At 46.1% G+C, this 14,843-nt stretch carries 14 protein-coding genes; 13 read left to right on the plus strand and 1 reads right to left on the minus strand.

The window, feature by feature from the left end; genetic code table 11:
• The first annotated feature begins 60 nt into the window (after positions 1–60).
• Together gltB and NLBNIHML_RS23855 are read left to right on the plus strand one after the other, a co-directional pair.
• Positions 61–4,659 (plus strand): glutamate synthase large subunit, encoded by a 4,599-nt coding sequence (gltB, locus tag NLBNIHML_RS23850; RefSeq protein WP_494352943.1) that lies wholly within the window; start codon positions 61–63, stop codon positions 4,657–4,659.
• Positions 4,660–4,885: 226 nt separating this feature from the next.
• On the plus strand, positions 4,886–5,041 hold the full coding sequence (locus NLBNIHML_RS23855; RefSeq protein WP_215078381.1) for a hypothetical protein: 156 nt from the start codon (positions 4,886–4,888) through the stop codon (positions 5,039–5,041).
• A gap of 96 nt (positions 5,042–5,137) precedes the next feature.
• Here NLBNIHML_RS23855 and NLBNIHML_RS23860 read toward each other — a convergent pair whose 3' ends face one another.
• Positions 5,138–5,506: a helix-turn-helix domain-containing protein gene (locus NLBNIHML_RS23860; protein WP_047841965.1), complete on the minus strand. Its 369-nt coding sequence runs from the start codon at positions 5,504–5,506 to the stop codon at positions 5,138–5,140.
• A gap of 348 nt (positions 5,507–5,854) precedes the next feature.
• Here NLBNIHML_RS23860 and NLBNIHML_RS23865 point away from each other — a divergent pair, with 348 nt between their 5' ends.
• The 11 genes from NLBNIHML_RS23865 (at position 5,855) to NLBNIHML_RS23915 (ending at position 14,840) form a co-directional block, all read left to right on the plus strand.
• Entirely contained in the window at positions 5,855–6,289 is a 435-nt protein-coding gene (locus NLBNIHML_RS23865; RefSeq protein WP_339240265.1) for a hypothetical protein, read from the plus strand.
• Between the two features lie 155 nt (positions 6,290–6,444).
• Entirely contained in the window at positions 6,445–7,203 is a 759-nt protein-coding gene (locus tag NLBNIHML_RS23870) for a tyrosine-protein phosphatase (RefSeq protein ID WP_339259403.1), read from the plus strand.
• A gap of 32 nt (positions 7,204–7,235) precedes the next feature.
• Entirely contained in the window at positions 7,236–7,991 is a 756-nt protein-coding gene (locus NLBNIHML_RS23875) for a YveK family protein (protein ID WP_339240267.1), read from the plus strand.
• Positions 7,972–8,649, plus strand: a complete 678-nt coding sequence (locus tag NLBNIHML_RS23880) for a CpsD/CapB family tyrosine-protein kinase (protein ID WP_339259407.1) — start codon at positions 7,972–7,974, stop codon at positions 8,647–8,649. The genes NLBNIHML_RS23875 and NLBNIHML_RS23880 overlap by 20 nt, the downstream gene beginning before the upstream one ends.
• Positions 8,650–8,829: 180 nt before the next feature.
• Positions 8,830–9,732 (plus strand): UTP--glucose-1-phosphate uridylyltransferase GalU, encoded by a 903-nt coding sequence (gene galU / locus NLBNIHML_RS23885; protein WP_494352944.1) that lies wholly within the window; start codon positions 8,830–8,832, stop codon positions 9,730–9,732.
• Positions 9,729–10,427 carry a sugar transferase gene (locus tag NLBNIHML_RS23890; RefSeq protein WP_413405052.1) on the plus strand — a complete coding sequence of 233 codons (699 nt, stop codon included), beginning with the start codon at positions 9,729–9,731 and terminating at the stop codon, positions 10,425–10,427. The genes galU and NLBNIHML_RS23890 overlap by 4 nt, the downstream gene beginning before the upstream one ends.
• A gap of 34 nt (positions 10,428–10,461) precedes the next feature.
• On the plus strand, positions 10,462–11,838 hold the full coding sequence (locus NLBNIHML_RS23895; protein WP_339240269.1) for an O-antigen ligase family protein: 1,377 nt from the start codon (positions 10,462–10,464) through the stop codon (positions 11,836–11,838).
• Positions 11,835–12,293: a PssD/Cps14F family polysaccharide biosynthesis glycosyltransferase gene (gene pssD / locus NLBNIHML_RS23900; RefSeq protein ID WP_339240270.1), complete on the plus strand. Its 459-nt coding sequence runs from the start codon at positions 11,835–11,837 to the stop codon at positions 12,291–12,293. Before NLBNIHML_RS23895 ends, pssD begins: the two co-directional genes overlap by 4 nt.
• Positions 12,290–12,769 carry a PssE/Cps14G family polysaccharide biosynthesis glycosyltransferase gene (pssE, locus tag NLBNIHML_RS23905; protein WP_339240271.1) on the plus strand — a complete coding sequence of 160 codons (480 nt, stop codon included), beginning with the start codon at positions 12,290–12,292 and terminating at the stop codon, positions 12,767–12,769. Before pssD ends, pssE begins: the two co-directional genes overlap by 4 nt.
• Before the next feature lie 37 nt (positions 12,770–12,806).
• Positions 12,807–13,874, plus strand: a complete 1,068-nt coding sequence (locus tag NLBNIHML_RS23910; protein ID WP_339240273.1) for a glycosyltransferase family 4 protein — start codon at positions 12,807–12,809, stop codon at positions 13,872–13,874.
• 21 nt (positions 13,875–13,895) lie between these two features.
• Positions 13,896–14,840: a glycosyltransferase family 2 protein gene (locus tag NLBNIHML_RS23915; RefSeq protein WP_494352945.1), complete on the plus strand. Its 945-nt coding sequence runs from the start codon at positions 13,896–13,898 to the stop codon at positions 14,838–14,840.
• Positions 14,841–14,843 lie beyond the last annotated feature (3 nt).

A 14,843-nucleotide genomic window follows, 5' to 3' on the forward strand; every position in this document is an offset into this window, starting at 1 on the left:
TGCCTGTTGCCTATGTTCTTGATCTTTCCGAAATACTTCATTATAGAAAGGTTGCGTTCCATGAGACACATCGGATTACCTCCAAAACAGGGTCTATATGACCCGCAGTTCGAAAAAGACGCATGCGGAATGGGTTTTGTTGCCAACATCAAAGGAGTACCTTCACACGATATCGTTAGTCAGGCACTAACCATGCTCAGTAACATGGAGCACCGTGGAGGACAGGGAAGTGAGCCGAATTCCGGTGACGGAGCGGGTATCCTGATTCAGATTCCACATCGTTATTTTGCACAGGAAGCGGAACGTCTTGGTTTTGCATTACCTGAGCAGGGCTTCTATGGCGTGGGAATGTTGTTCATGTCCCAAGACCCTGCCATCCGTAGTGCGCACGAAGAGAGCCTCAAGAAGATTATTGAAGAAGAAGGACAGACGTTCCTGGGTTTCCGGGATGTGCCTACTTTTGATGAAATGCTTGGCCGTTCTGCACTTGCAGCGAAACCTTATGTACGTCAGGTGTTCATTGGAAGATCCGCAGATGTGAAGGATGAGCTTGGATTCGAACGTAAACTGTATGTTATTCGCAGACGCGCTGAGTTGGCTATTCGATATTCGGCAGATGAAGCAGAAGGTGGTTCATTCTACCTGCCAAGCTTGTCTTGTCGCAAAATTGTTTATAAAGGCATGCTCACAACGGAACAGGTGGGAGAATTCTATCTGGATCTACAGCAAGATCTCGTAGAATCTGCGCTTGCACTCGTGCATTCCCGTTTCAGTACGAACACCTTCCCAAGCTGGGAACGTGCCCACCCGTATCGCTTCATGATCCACAACGGTGAGATCAATACGATGCGTGGTAACGTGAACTGGATGCATGCACGGCAGTCCTTGTTCGAGAGTGAATTGTTCGGTGACGACATCGCCAAAGTGAAACCGGTCATTAACCCGGATGGTTCCGATACAGCGATGTTCGATAACACACTGGAGTTCCTGTATCTTAGTGGTCGTTCACTGCCACACGTGGCCATGATGATGGTTCCTGAACCTTGGAGCACAGATGAGGGCATGGACCCTGCCAAAAAGGCATTTTATGAATATCACAGCACAATGATGGAGCCTTGGGATGGACCAGCAGCAATGGCCTTCACAGATGGTTTGCAGATTGGTGCCACACTTGACCGTAACGGTTTGCGTCCAGCTCGTTATTATGTAACCAAGGATGACCGCATTATCCTGTCCTCAGAAGTTGGGGTGCTTGATATTGCGCCTGAAGAGATCCTGTACAAAGATCGTCTGCGTCCAGGTCGGATGTTGCTTGTGGATACACAAGAAGGCCGCATCATCTCAGATGAAGAAGTAAAAGCGATCATTGCAGCCGAGAATCCGTATCAGGATTGGCTTGATGAGCATTTGATGGATCTGAGCGAGCTGCCGGAAGCACCGGAACTTCCTGATCCAAAACATGATAACGTGACCCAGCTTCAGCTGGCATATGGATATACATTTGAAGAGCTTCGCAAAATCCTGGAGCCAATGGCGACAACAGGTATGGAAGCTACCGGTTCGATGGGCTATGATGCACCACTGGCTGTGCTATCGGATCGTCCGCAGCGTCTGTACAACTACTTTAAACAGATGTTCGCCCAGGTAACCAACCCGCCAATCGATGCAATCCGTGAAGAGATTGTAACGTCTACGGCAACAACCATTGGTCCTGAGCGCAACTTATTGAACCCTGAACCGGAGAGCTGTCGCCAGATCCGTCTGGATACACCGGTATTGTCCAATGAAGACTTTGCGAAGATTCGCCATGTGCGTCGCCCAGGCTTCCGCTCCATGACGATTCCGATTTTCTTCACCGCTGCGGAAGGAGCAGAAGGACTGCGCAAAGCAATGGATCTGCTCTTCGAAGCTGCGGACCGGGTCATCGACAAAGGTCATAACATTCTGATCCTGTCTGACCGCGGTGTGGACGCAGAGAATGCGGCCATTCCTGCATTGCTTGCTGTAGCAGGTCTGCATCACCATCTGATTCGTCAGGGAACCAGAACAAAAGTCAGCATTTTGCTTGAATCAGCAGAGCCGCGTGATATTCACCACTACGCATTACTGCTGGGTTACGGTGTGAGTGCTGTGAACCCTTATCTGGCCTTTGAAACGCTGGATGACATGATTCAGCAAGGATTGCTTCGTGGCATTTCGCATGAGAAAGCAGTGAAAAACTACATTAAAGCAGCTACCAAAGGCGTTACGAAAGTGTTGTCCAAAATGGGGATTTCTACGATTCAATCGTATCGTGGCGCTCAAATCTTTGAAGCGGTGGGTCTGAAATCAGACTTCGTTGACCGTTACTTTACCTGGACACCTTCCCGGATCGGTGGAATTGGGTTGGAAGAAGTGGCAGCCGAAGCGCTGACACATCACAACCGTGCCTTTACGGATAAAGACGGTAACGATAAAGTATTGGATTCCGGTGGCGATTATCAATGGCGTAACGACGGAGAAGAGCATCTGTTCAATCCGCAAACCATTCATACGTTGCAACACGCAGTTCGTACCGGAGATTACAAGCTGTATAAAAAATATTCCAAACTTGTGCAAGGTGAGAATGATCAGCTGTTGACCATTCGCTCCATGCTGAAACTGAAACCGGTTGGAGCTTCCATTCCACTTGAAGAAGTTGAATCCGTAGAAGATATCATGCGTCGTTTCAAAACGGGTGCAATGTCCTTCGGTTCAATTAGTAAAGAGGCGCATGAAGATCTTGCCATTGCAATGAACCGTGTTGGAGGTAAGTCCAATACCGGTGAAGGTGGAGAAGATCCGGCTCGCTTCATTAAAGATAGCAACGGGGATTCCCGTCGCAGTGCTATTAAACAGGTCGCATCCGGACGTTTCGGTGTTACTTCCAACTACTTGGTTAATGCCGACGAAATTCAGATCAAAATGGCACAGGGAGCAAAACCGGGTGAAGGCGGACAACTGCCAGGACGCAAAGTGTATCCTTGGGTTGCTGAAGTCCGTGGTTCAACACCGGGTGTAGGTCTGATCTCGCCACCGCCGCATCACGATATCTATTCGATCGAGGATCTGGCAGAGCTGATCTATGACTTGAAAAATGCCAATCCGCGTGCTGAGATCAACGTTAAGCTCGTATCGGAAGTGGGCGTGGGTACCATTGCGGCAGGTGTAGCCAAAGGGCGTGCCGATATTATCCTCGTCAGCGGTTATGACGGTGGTACAGGTGCATCTCCGCAAGGTTCGATCCGACATGCGGGTATGCCGTGGGAACTGGGTCTTGCAGAGACACATCAAACGTTGATACTGAACAATCTGCGTGATCGCGTCGTACTCGAAACAGATGGCAAAATGCTTAATGGCCGTGACTTGGCGATTGCAGCTTTGCTTGGAGCTGAAGAGTATGGTTTCTCTACAGCACCGCTCGTTGCACTTGGCTGTATCATGATGCGTGTCTGTCAAATGGATACCTGTCCGGTGGGTGTAGCAACACAGAATCCGGAGTTGCGTAAAAATTATATGGGTGATCCGGCTCATGTGGTTAACTTCATGCGATTTGTTGCTGAAGATGTGCGTGAGATCATGGCTGATCTTGGTTTCCGTACCATTCAGGAGATGGTCGGACGTACAGATTGCCTCGAAACGGTAGAAGCCGTAGATCACTGGAAGAAAAAAGGTGTGGATCTGTCTGTATTGCTGCACGTGCCTGAAATGCCGGAAGGCTCTGCGCGTTACCGTACACAGCATCAGAACCACCAATTGGAAGAAACGCTGGATATGCAGCAATTGTTGCCACTGGCACAGTCTGCTATTGAATCCGGTCAACCGGTTGAAGCGGTGCTTCCAATTACGAACGTTAACCGTGCCGTAGGTACCATTCTGGGTAGTGAGATCACACGTAAATATGGACTCGCAGGATTGCCTGAAGATACGGTTAAATTCAAATTTGTCGGCTCTGCCGGACAAAGCTTTGGGGCCTTTGTACCTAAAGGCATGACCTTGACCGTTGAAGGGGATTCCAATGACTACGTAGGTAAAGGATTGTCCGGAGGTAAACTGATCGTGATGCCTTCTCCGAAAGCAACGTTTGAGGCGGAAGATAACATCATTATCGGTAACACGGCTCTCTACGGTGCAACAAGCGGTGAAGCGTATATCCGTGGTATTGCGGGTGAGCGATTTGCTGTACGTAACTCCGGTGCCAAAGTAGTCGTTGAAGGGGTAGGCGACCATGGTTGTGAGTATATGACGGGTGGACGTGTCGTTGTACTCGGCGATACAGGTCGTAACTTTGCAGCAGGGATGTCCGGAGGTATTGCCTATGTGTATGATCCGGAAGGCACATTCTTGCAACGTTGTAATCTGGAAATGGTTCTTTTGGAGCGTATCGAAGATGTTGCCGAAAGTGCAGATCTGCGAGGCATGATTCAACGTCATGTTGCCAATACAGGAAGTGCTGTCGGTCAGCGCGTTCTGGATAACTGGCAAGATGCGGTGAACCAGTTCGTTCGGGTTATTCCGAAGGACTTCAAGCGTATGACGGAGCAGATTGAACGGGTTCAGGCGACGGGCTTGACTGGAGAAGCAGCACTGCTTGCAGCGTTTGAAGCAAATATGCGTGAACTTGCACGTGCTGGGGGTTAACTCCTTGTTCAAAGGTGAACGTGCATGAACAGGTTGTATGAAGAATAATAGGAGCTATATGGTTGCCATTTTGGCACCATATAGCTCCTATTTGGCTTTCGACAAAATTAGAACCCCTTCAAAAAACGTTATCGTCATGAGACGACAACATCACGGAACGTTCTCAAGTATAATAAGGCTAGTTTTGGAGGGCAGGGAAAGTATATAGATAAGAGAGGTTAGCGGAATGAATATGAAGCATCCAAACAGGGACGATCGTAGGCCGACAGGGAAACAAGTCGAAGCAACCCAGATGGACATCATGAAAGTTTTACTGCAATGCGGAATCGACCCGGAGCGTTGGAACCATTTCATATCCTCCGTCAACAACAAGCGTCCTTGACACAATAGATAACCATGGAATGGAGGGAATTAGGACACAAAAAAAGCCCAGAAGCCAGAGATAGCATCTCTTGGGAACTGGGTCCTCTTTTCGGGTTTAGTCCATGCTGCGTTCCATGCGGACAAACGCAATAAAACGACGTGCCTCTTCTTCCGTTAAGGACTTCCCATCAATCATCAGATCGAAGCGTTCTAACACTTCTTTGTCCGATAACTCCAAGGTATCAACGAATTCACGTACGTCCTCATCCATCACGACATCGCTTTGCTTCGTACGTCCTATAAGATAATCAATAGACACATCAAAGATGTCAGCAAGTCTCGTTAACACTTCGAAGTCCGGTTTACGTCGGTTCTTCTCGTAGTGGGAGAGAGCAGCTCTGGTAATATGAATGGAGCTCGCAAGTTCTTCTTGAGTAAGTCCCCGCTGTTCCCGTAATTCAGCAATGCGATTTCCGTAGCTCATAAGCTATTTCCCCCTGAACGACATCAAATATATATAGAAACAATCCTGAGCCAAGTTTTTGATCAGGGCAGCTTTCCTGCAAAAGAGTAACTCCTCATAAGTTTCCTTTAACCCATTTCCATTTGTAAATAGGTCTGTCTAAGGACATCTCAAATTGTCGTAAATCAAAAGAACCATGTCCAAATACCGCTTGACATGATACGTTTTGTATCGTAAATTGGACGTATGGAGTTACAAAATGTATCATTTGGGATATTTTAAGTATCTCCTTGTTGCCTGGACCATATACCTGTGAGAAGGAAGTAGAGGCAGTCCATGTAGGCTAATCCATTCTAAAGGAATGAAACCATGCAATCAATAATTCAGGAATGGGCTGATATGAAATTAAATGTCCATATGTACATTCAGGAGTTTCATAAGAAAATGGTAGACCACAAAAGACGCCCTGTTCTGTTACTTGGAATGGACACTCAAGCAATCACCTTCCTGAGCGACCTGAACTTGCCAGTATCATCAGAAATGCTCATAGGTTTGGATGTTGAAGATCATCATGTATGTGTAAGACTTCACGCAAGGTTGCAATGGAAACAGCCCTTCGGAGAGCTCACAATGTATCATTCAAATTTGCATATTCAGCACGAACAGAAACTATATATAACTGGACAGTTAAACACAATGCTTACTGAAGTTCAGTTTCCCACGGTTTCCCGTTCTCAGTATGAAAAGGCAACAGAGCAGAAGGATCTGCAGAAAACCTATCATTACATTGATTTCACCATATAATTCCAAGTCGATTCTTAACAAATTCTGAACAAAACATGTACTTAACGCCATTTTACTATATTTCATAGCGTTATGCATTAGTTCTTTAACACCAAAAGCATTTGCGCAATGAATAAAGGGGCGAGGGGGCTCATACTATTTCAGGAAGTTTGGATATGGTTGAAATGCACTGCCACATATTGTCCGGTCTGGATGATGGTCCTGTTCGAATGGAGCAGTCCGTTGCGATGGCTGAGAAGGCGGCAGCCTCTGGAATCACCTCCATTATTGCTACTCCGCATCACCTGAACGGGCAATACAACAATGAACCGATGGTGGTTAATCAGGCCGTGAACCTGCTACATGCAGAACTTCACAAACGTAACATTCGCCTGGAGATCCGTCCCGGACAGGAGATCAGGGTGCATGACAACCTGATTGGAGACTTATATGCAGGAAAGTGCTGCACACTCGCCGGAAGTCGTTACATGTTGCTGGAACTGCCCTTTGGTCATATTCCCTCACAGTTCCCCAGGATACTGCATGAATTACGAATAGCGGGAATTACCCCTATCATTGCTCATCCGGAACGCAATCGTATCATTTTGAAGAAGCCAAAGTTGTTGGCGGATTATTTGAGTCAAGGCGGGCTATGTCAGCTTACGGCTCAATCTTTCACTGGGCTTTTCGGACGGAAAGTTCGGCAGTGGTGTTTTCATTTTTGTAAAGAAAACGGGTTTCATTTCATTTCATCAGATGCACATGATACGTGCAAAAGGACATTTGCCATAAGTGAAGGGGAGCGGGTGATTGAGCGTCGTTTTGGATCTGAGGCCGTTAAGAGGCTTGCAGAGAATGCGTCGCACATCCTATCGAATTCGTGTCTTGTCACAGAACGCTGGAAACCTCGCAAATGGCTACTGTCCATCTGGTAGTTACATAGGATAGATCACAACGTATAGGAGGAATGAAAGTGGAACTGAAAGGATATTTTCGACTCTTACAAAAGAAACTGTGGTTGATTGTTGCAATTGCTCTGGTAGCGGGTGTGGGTGCAGGGGTCAAAAGTATTTTCTTCACCCAACCGATCTATGAGGCGAGTTCCAAGCTTATCGTGAACCAGACCTCCAATGTTCAAGGCCAGGCGATGATGGACTTCAGCATGATTCAAACCAATATCAAACTCATTAACTCCTACAGAGAAATTATTAAATCTTCAGCCATTATGGATAAAGTGGCTTCCACGTATCCAGACCTTGGCTTAACCTCAGCACAGCTCATGAATAGCACCTCCGTCTCTACAGCCAGCGAATCCCAAGTGATGAGCATAACTGTACAGGGGACTTCCTACGAAAAAGCCGCAAAAACGGTCAATGCCATCTCCAACGTGTTCCAATCTCAAATCCCCCTAATCATGAAAATCGATAATGTCGCTATCCTCAGCGAAGCCAAAGTGGATAGTAACGCATCTCCAATTAATATGAAAACCACATTAAGCATCATTGTCAGTCTGTTCGCAGGTTTTGTGCTCGCGATTGCACTTGTATTCCTGATGGATTATCTGGATGACACATTCAAATCCGAGACTGAACTTGAAAAAGAACTAGGCCTGCCTGTGCTTACGGTGATATCCAAGATGAAAAAAGATGATCTGAAAAATACGAAAAATTACGTATCTCAACAGAAAGTGGGGGATGGCAAATATGTCACGGCTAACCAATGATAATAACAGTCTGGTGACCTATTTTAACTCCAAATCTCAAATCTCGGAGGGGTACCGTAAATTGCGGACCAATATTCAGTTCTCCTCAATCGACAGTCATATCAAAAAAATCATGGTGGCTTCAGCCGAAGCCGGTGAAGGCAAGACCACAACCATTAGCAACCTGGCGGTCACCTATGCTCAGGAAGGCAAAAAGGTTCTGCTGATTGATGCCGATCTGCGTAACCCTTCTTTGCACCAGGTGTTTTCCGTACCCAATCACATCGGCCTTAGCAGTGTGCTGTCCAATCAGTACAGTGTGGAGGAAGTGCTCAGAGAGAGTTATATCGATAATCTCCAATTGTTCACTTCTGGCCCAATTCCGCCAAACCCTTCCGAGATGATCGGTTCCAACCGGATGAAGAGGCTGATGGAGAAGTTAGAGGATCAATATGATGTCATCATGTTTGACACACCACCGGTGCTCGCAGTAACGGATGCGCTCATTGTGAGTTCGCTGTGTGATGGTGTGCTGCTGGTCGTGAACTCAGGCAAGGTCAAGAAGGAATTGGTGAAGAAGACCAAGGCTGCTCTGGAGCATGTGAATGCACGAATCCTGGGCGCAATCCTGAACAATATCAAAAACGTTGCAGTTCCGGTGGGTTACGGAGAGAAATAAAGTTCTGTCCGTTGCTCCAGGTAAACAGGTAATGTCTACTGCACCTTTATCACTGTAGGCACTCGGTCATGCTGTGGGTTCAGTGAACCTTAGACGTTAATCGTCGAAGGTATGACGTGAGGACGGGTTAGATGCCCTGGTTCAACTTTTAAACTAAAAAAAGAGGATAGGGTGGTATTTATGAAAAAAGTGAGAAAAGCAATCATTCCTGCAGCTGGACTGGGTACACGTTTTTTGCCAGCCACGAAAGCGATGCCCAAAGAAATGCTCCCTATTGTGGACAAACCAACTATACAGTATATCGTTGAGGAAGCCATTGCCTCTGGAATTGAAGACATTATCATCGTAACAGGTAAAGGGAAGCGCGCGATTGAAGATCATTTCGACAACGCTTTTGAACTGGAACATAACTTGCTGGAAAAAGGGAAGCTGGGCCTGCTTGAAGAGGTTCGCAAATCCTCTAACGTGGATATCCACTACATAAGACAAAAAGAGGCCAAAGGACTTGGTCATGCTGTCTGGTGTGCACGTAACTTTATCGGTGACGAACCTTTTGCCGTGTTGCTCGGAGATGATATCGTCGTATCGGAAGTGCCATGCACCAAACAATTGATTGATCAATATGATCAGGTTCAACATTCCATTGTTGGCGTACAAACCGTACTTGCTGAACAAACAGACAGATACGGCATTGTGGACCCGCTTCAATCGGATGGCCGTTTAACAGAGGTTCTCAGGTTCGTAGAGAAACCTGCCCAAGGCACAGCGCCTTCCAACCTGGCGATTATGGGGAGATACGTACTGAGTCCAGAGATTTTCGAACATCTGGAACAACAAGAGATTGGCCAAGGGGGAGAGATTCAATTAACAGATGCGATTCAGCGTTTAAATGAGACACAAGGAGTGTATGCTTACGATTTCGAGGGAATACGTTATGACGTGGGCGAGAAACTGGGATTCATCCTGACAACCATTGACTTCGCTCTGCAAAAACAGGAACTTAGAATTCCAATGCTGCAAGCACTGCAACATATTTTGGAAAAAGAGTCGGTAGAATATGCAGCCGGGGGGGAGTTTGAATGAGTCCATCTCCCCAAACGAAGGAAGCGGAGATTGTTATGGACCCAAGTCTGGGGTACAATGCATCAACGATGTCAGGACAAAATGCGGATAAAGTGTATCTATTTATGAAAAGAATGCTCGATTTGCTGGGTTCTTTCATAGGTTTGATCATTTTGTGCCCCTTGTTTGCGGTCATCGGAATACTAATCAAAATCGAGGCCCCTCAGGGGTCTGTTTTTTTTCGTCAGGTACGGGTTGGACAGAATGGGAAAGAGTTTCATATGTACAAATTCAGGTCCATGGTTGCGAATGCTGAAGATTTGCTGGAACAACTGATCGATCAGAATGAAGTGAACGGGAATATGTTCAAAATGAAAAACGACCCCCGCATTACCCGCATTGGCAAGTTCATTCGGAAGACCAGTCTGGATGAGCTGCCCCAGTTGTGGAACGTGTTCAGAGGTGAGATGAGTCTCGTTGGACCCAGACCAGCTCTGCCCAGAGAAGTGAAGAACTACACTTCCTATGACAGACAACGCCTGCAGATGATCCCGGGATGTACGGGATTATGGCAAGTCAGCGGTCGCAATAGTGTTGGGTTTGAAGAAATGGTAGAGCTGGATCTGACGTATGCCCGTGAACGCAGCATGATGGTGGATATCAAAATTATCTTCAGAACGTTCAAGGTGCTGGTAGGTTCGAAGGATGCGTTTTGAAACACGATTCTGGCTTTGAGGTGGCATAGCAGATATGCAAAAAACCGGTATACTTGCTGCATTAAATATGAAGTCGTTTAACATCATTTTGTTTTCACTAATAATAGTCTTCGCAGCAATCTATCTTCCGCTAGTTTCAGTTGTTGCACTTGTAGCTGTGATTCTGCTGGGCGTTTATATTAAACAGCCCAGCTGGATTTTTATGATTCTTATTGTAAGTTTCTCATTGTCCATTGATAAGATATTTAGCATTCATCTGGCAGGACTGGATTCGCTGTCCTTCTACAAGCTGGCGATTCTGGGTTTTGTCATTTCTCTTTTTTTACGATTTGGTATTCGAAAAGATCTGATATATCCTGCACTCGCAATTGTTTTTTTATTTGTGGAGAGTTATTTTCTATCGGATCTGCCCAGTAAGGTTAATCCGCTGGATCCATTCAAGGCCTTTCTAGGAGTCATTGTTCCTTTTTTGTTGCTGATGCCCCATTTTTCAAGAGAGATCAGTCAACGAATTATACGTGTACTCGCATGGTTGCCACTGTTCAGTCTCGCTGGTGGTTATATTCTGCAACTCGCCGGCATATTGTCCATTACGAACCTGGAGATGTCGGGCGTAACCCGGTTACAGGGAGCTAATATCGCCGCGCATCTGGCCATGTTGTGTTTTATCTCGATCTGCGTCTGTCTGATCCAGATCAAGCAAGGCCATCAGGTTGTACTGTATTACATGCTTACCTTGACACATCTGGTTATTCTGGTCCAGACAGGAACAAGGGGACCACTTATTGCACTCATTCCAATTATTCTGGTCTATCTTTTTGATCAACTGAAAGCCTTCATCAAAGGCAGAGTCAGTGCCATTATTCCTCTCATTCTATTCGTTGTGGCCGTCGCCTATATGGTGATTGCGCAGTGGGACAACTATGAGATGAGATCAGAGAGCAAAGGCTTGTCGGGAAGGGATGTAGCCTGGAACTATTTCATTGGCAAAGCGAATGAGTATCCGATATTTGGACGTGGGCTCGGCTCAACGCTCGTGGCTAATGATGGAAGTATCTTTTCTGGCTTCGTCGTTCCGCATAATGAATACATTCGTTTTTATTACGATGGCGGGTTAGTTGGAGCCATCCTGTTGTTTCTATCGTTGCTTCTGGTATTCCGTGCCGTATTCTTCCGATTGAGCGGCATGATCCGGTTGTATTTTGCCGGTATGATTATCGGTTTCCTGACCTATTCCTTTTTTGACAATACCCTGTCCACCGTTCATCTGATTGCTCCATTCTGTATCTTCCTGAACGCATTATATGCTACGGGAAAAGGAGTACACTCCAACTCAGGGGCTGAAGCAGAAGTGGATATACAGGTACAGCGAGCCAAGGACGCATCCTTTTCAAAGGAGATTAGAACATGAAGGTCTGTTTGATCAGTTCTACAGGCGGTCATTTTGATGAATTGACCAAGATTATACCTGCGGTTGAAGAACATGATTATTTCCTGATTACCGAGAAGAACAAAAGCAGAAAAGTAGATTCATCTCAGGGCAAAATATACTTCTTAATGCAGCAAGAGCGTAAGAATGCGATGTTTTTGCTGATTTTTATGGCTAACATTATCAAATCATTCTTTTTATATCTGCGCGAGCGTCCAAAGGTCATCATTACGACAGGGGCAGGGGCCACATATCCATTTTGCCTCATCGGTAAAATCTTCGGTGCCAAGCTGATTTATATCGAAAGTTATGCCAAAATCTATTCCTCCAGCGCAACCGGGAGATTGATGTACAAAATCTCGGATGAGTTCTTTATCCAGTGGGAAACGTTGCAGGATAGCTATCCCAATGCAAAATACAGGGGGGCTTTATTTTGATATTTGCTATTGTTGGAACCCAGCGCTTTCCCTTCAATCGCATGTTCGAGCTTATTGATGAGGCGATTGAGGCTGGAATTATTGAAGAGGAAGTTATTGCCCAGTCGGGATATACGGAGTATCAGCCGCGAAACTTCACTGCAATTCCTTTCCTGACGCAGGAAGAGATGAATGGATATGTGCAGCGCAGCAGATGTATTATCACTCATGCGGGTGTTGGCTCCATCACGAATTGTCTCGAACGCGGCAAGCCGGTGATCGTCATTCCGCGCCGGAAAGAGTGGGGTGAACATGTTGATGATCATCAACTTGAGATTTCTAAGGTTTTTCAGGAGAACGGCTATGTTGCCGTTGCAGAGAGTCAGGCTGAATTACAAAAACTGGTTCCTTGCATAGAGCAGCAGACGTTCCAGCCTTATGTGAGAAAACAGTCTGATCTGATCTCGTCCATCAAAAATTACGTGAATAGTCTGTAAGTATTCTGAAGATTAACCATGAAAAAAGGAGTCTATCATGAAACCAAAAGTATTGGTTGTTGGATCATCCTTGAAGGATATGGGTGGAATTGTGAGTGTAATCAAAAACATTGAGGATTCTTCCATCTCTGATATGTATGCCATGCAGCGGGTGGAAACGTATATCACGGGCAGCGTGTTCTCACGGCTGCTTATTTTTATACGGGGATTCATTCAATTCTGGATGAAGCTGTACACGTTCAAGCCGGATATTGTTCATATTCATATGGCGAACAACGGAAGCTTTTATCGGAAGTCACTATTCCTGCTAACCGCAAGAAAATTGTTTCGAAAGTCAGTCATTCTGCATATTCATGCGGCCAGCTTTGATGATTTCTACAATCGATTCGCCCTGCAGCGCAAGTATTGTCACTACATTTTGAATCAAGCCGATAAATTGATTGTCTTATCCCAGACGTGGAAAGAATACTTTGTCACGATTGTTCCGGAGACAGCTATTGAGGTGCTCTATAACGGAGTCTTTGTGAAAGAGCCCTTTGCGAAAGAGCAGAAGGCTGCAGTTAATGCTCTCTTCATGGGAAGACTGGGTGAGCGAAAAGGCGTCTATGATCTGCTTCAGTCTATTCAGCAATTAAAGGCGCTGGGCGTTACAGCTACCTTCAATCTGGCGGGGGATGGCGAAGTCGAAGAGGTCAAAGCGCTTGTACAGCAGTATGGAATCGAAGAGCGTGTCAACGTACTCGGCTGGATTAACGGAGAGCAAAAGGAAAAGCTGATGCGGGAAGCGGATCTGCTGGTCCTGCCTTCTTATCATGAGGGATTACCTATGGCCATACTTGAAGCAATGAATTGTGGCTTGCCCATTATATCGACCAACGTCGGAGGCATTCCCGAAGTGATTACATCCGGTCATAATGGGCTGTTAATCGAGCCGGGAGATGTGCACGGGCTAACATCAGCACTGGAATATCTCATTACGGATGAAGAGATTAGAGCAAGAATGGGTTCATATAACAGAGCGATTATATCGGATAGGTTCGATATGAATCTTCTCGTAGGCAGGCTGTCAGGAATATATGATGCACTTCAAGTGAAGGTATCCTAGTGAACAGGAAAAGGTGATGAAATGAACCCCTTGGTATCTTGCATCATTACGACCCATAACCGGGCCGAGTTATTGAAAAATGCGTTGAGAAGTGTACGAGAGCAAACACATCCGTATCTGGAGATTTTCATTGTGGATGATGGATCAGAAGACCAGACGCCAGAGATCTGTCAGGCTTGGGCCCGGGATGATTCACGGATTCGGTACATTCGGGTTCCATATCCCAAAGGAGCCAATCATGCACGGAATGTGGGGATATCCCAAGCCAATGGCAAGTACATTGCCTTCCTGGATGATGATGATGAATGGATGGCCGACAAAATTAAAACCCAGGCGGAAGTGCTGGAGCGTACGCAGGAATCGTTTACCTTTTGCAGCAAGTATCTCGCATACACGAATGAGCAGCATCAGGTGGTCAAACGGAAATTGTCGGTGGAGCCTCGTGATGTTGTACGGTATGAGGATCTGCTTACATTCAACTGGATCGGGGAAACGTCCAAAATCATGGTACTTACCTCGCTTGCCCGTGAAGTTCGATTCGATGAGACTCTGACATCCGCTCAGGACTATGATTTTTATCTGCGCATATTGAAACGAGGCTACATTGCCGTGAATGTGAAAGAACCGCTCGTGGATATCAATATCCATAGTGGGCCGCGCATTTCAACCTCCACAACGGCCAAGTACAAAGGCCAACGCAAGATTATTTTGAAATACTACAACGATATGTCCAAGGAACAGAAACGCCGCCAATTACATCATTATCGAATGCTCGAATGGTCGAGAAATACTCTGCGCAATAACGTTTATTTGAAAAAAGCACTGTCGCTGTATCCCTGGTGGAAAGATTGGGTGCTGCTCAAGCGTAATACCAAAATTATGATGCAAGGTTTTCTGATGAGATTTCATGCAAGGCGCGCAGTTGGAACGTATACAGAGGAACCTGTGCGAATGAAACTAAAGTAAGAG

The sequence above is a fragment of the Paenibacillus sp. JNU01 genome (assembly GCF_059130585.1).

Excerpts from the sequence above, each read along its gene's own strand:
- gltB (WP_494352943.1), top strand. The coding sequence starts at position 61 with ATGAGACACATCGGATTACCTCCAAAACAGGGTCTATATGACCCGCAG.
- galU (WP_494352944.1), top strand. The coding sequence starts at position 8,830 with ATGAAAAAAGTGAGAAAAGCAATCATTCCTGCAGCTGGACTGGGTACA.
- NLBNIHML_RS23860 (WP_047841965.1), bottom strand. The coding sequence starts at position 5,506 with ATGAGCTACGGAAATCGCATTGCTGAATTACGGGAACAGCGGGGACTT.
- NLBNIHML_RS23875 (WP_339240267.1), top strand. The coding sequence starts at position 7,236 with ATGAAAGTGGAACTGAAAGGATATTTTCGACTCTTACAAAAGAAACTG.
- NLBNIHML_RS23895 (WP_339240269.1), top strand. The coding sequence starts at position 10,462 with ATGCAAAAAACCGGTATACTTGCTGCATTAAATATGAAGTCGTTTAAC.
- NLBNIHML_RS23870 (WP_339259403.1), top strand. The coding sequence starts at position 6,445 with ATGGTTGAAATGCACTGCCACATATTGTCCGGTCTGGATGATGGTCCT.
- NLBNIHML_RS23865 (WP_339240265.1), top strand. The coding sequence starts at position 5,855 with ATGCAATCAATAATTCAGGAATGGGCTGATATGAAATTAAATGTCCAT.
- pssD (WP_339240270.1), top strand. The coding sequence starts at position 11,835 with ATGAAGGTCTGTTTGATCAGTTCTACAGGCGGTCATTTTGATGAATTG.
- NLBNIHML_RS23915 (WP_494352945.1), top strand. The coding sequence starts at position 13,896 with ATGAACCCCTTGGTATCTTGCATCATTACGACCCATAACCGGGCCGAG.
- NLBNIHML_RS23880 (WP_339259407.1), top strand. The coding sequence starts at position 7,972 with ATGTCACGGCTAACCAATGATAATAACAGTCTGGTGACCTATTTTAAC.
- NLBNIHML_RS23910 (WP_339240273.1), top strand. The coding sequence starts at position 12,807 with ATGAAACCAAAAGTATTGGTTGTTGGATCATCCTTGAAGGATATGGGT.
- NLBNIHML_RS23890 (WP_413405052.1), top strand. The coding sequence starts at position 9,729 with ATGAGTCCATCTCCCCAAACGAAGGAAGCGGAGATTGTTATGGACCCA.
- NLBNIHML_RS23855 (WP_215078381.1), top strand. The coding sequence starts at position 4,886 with ATGAATATGAAGCATCCAAACAGGGACGATCGTAGGCCGACAGGGAAA.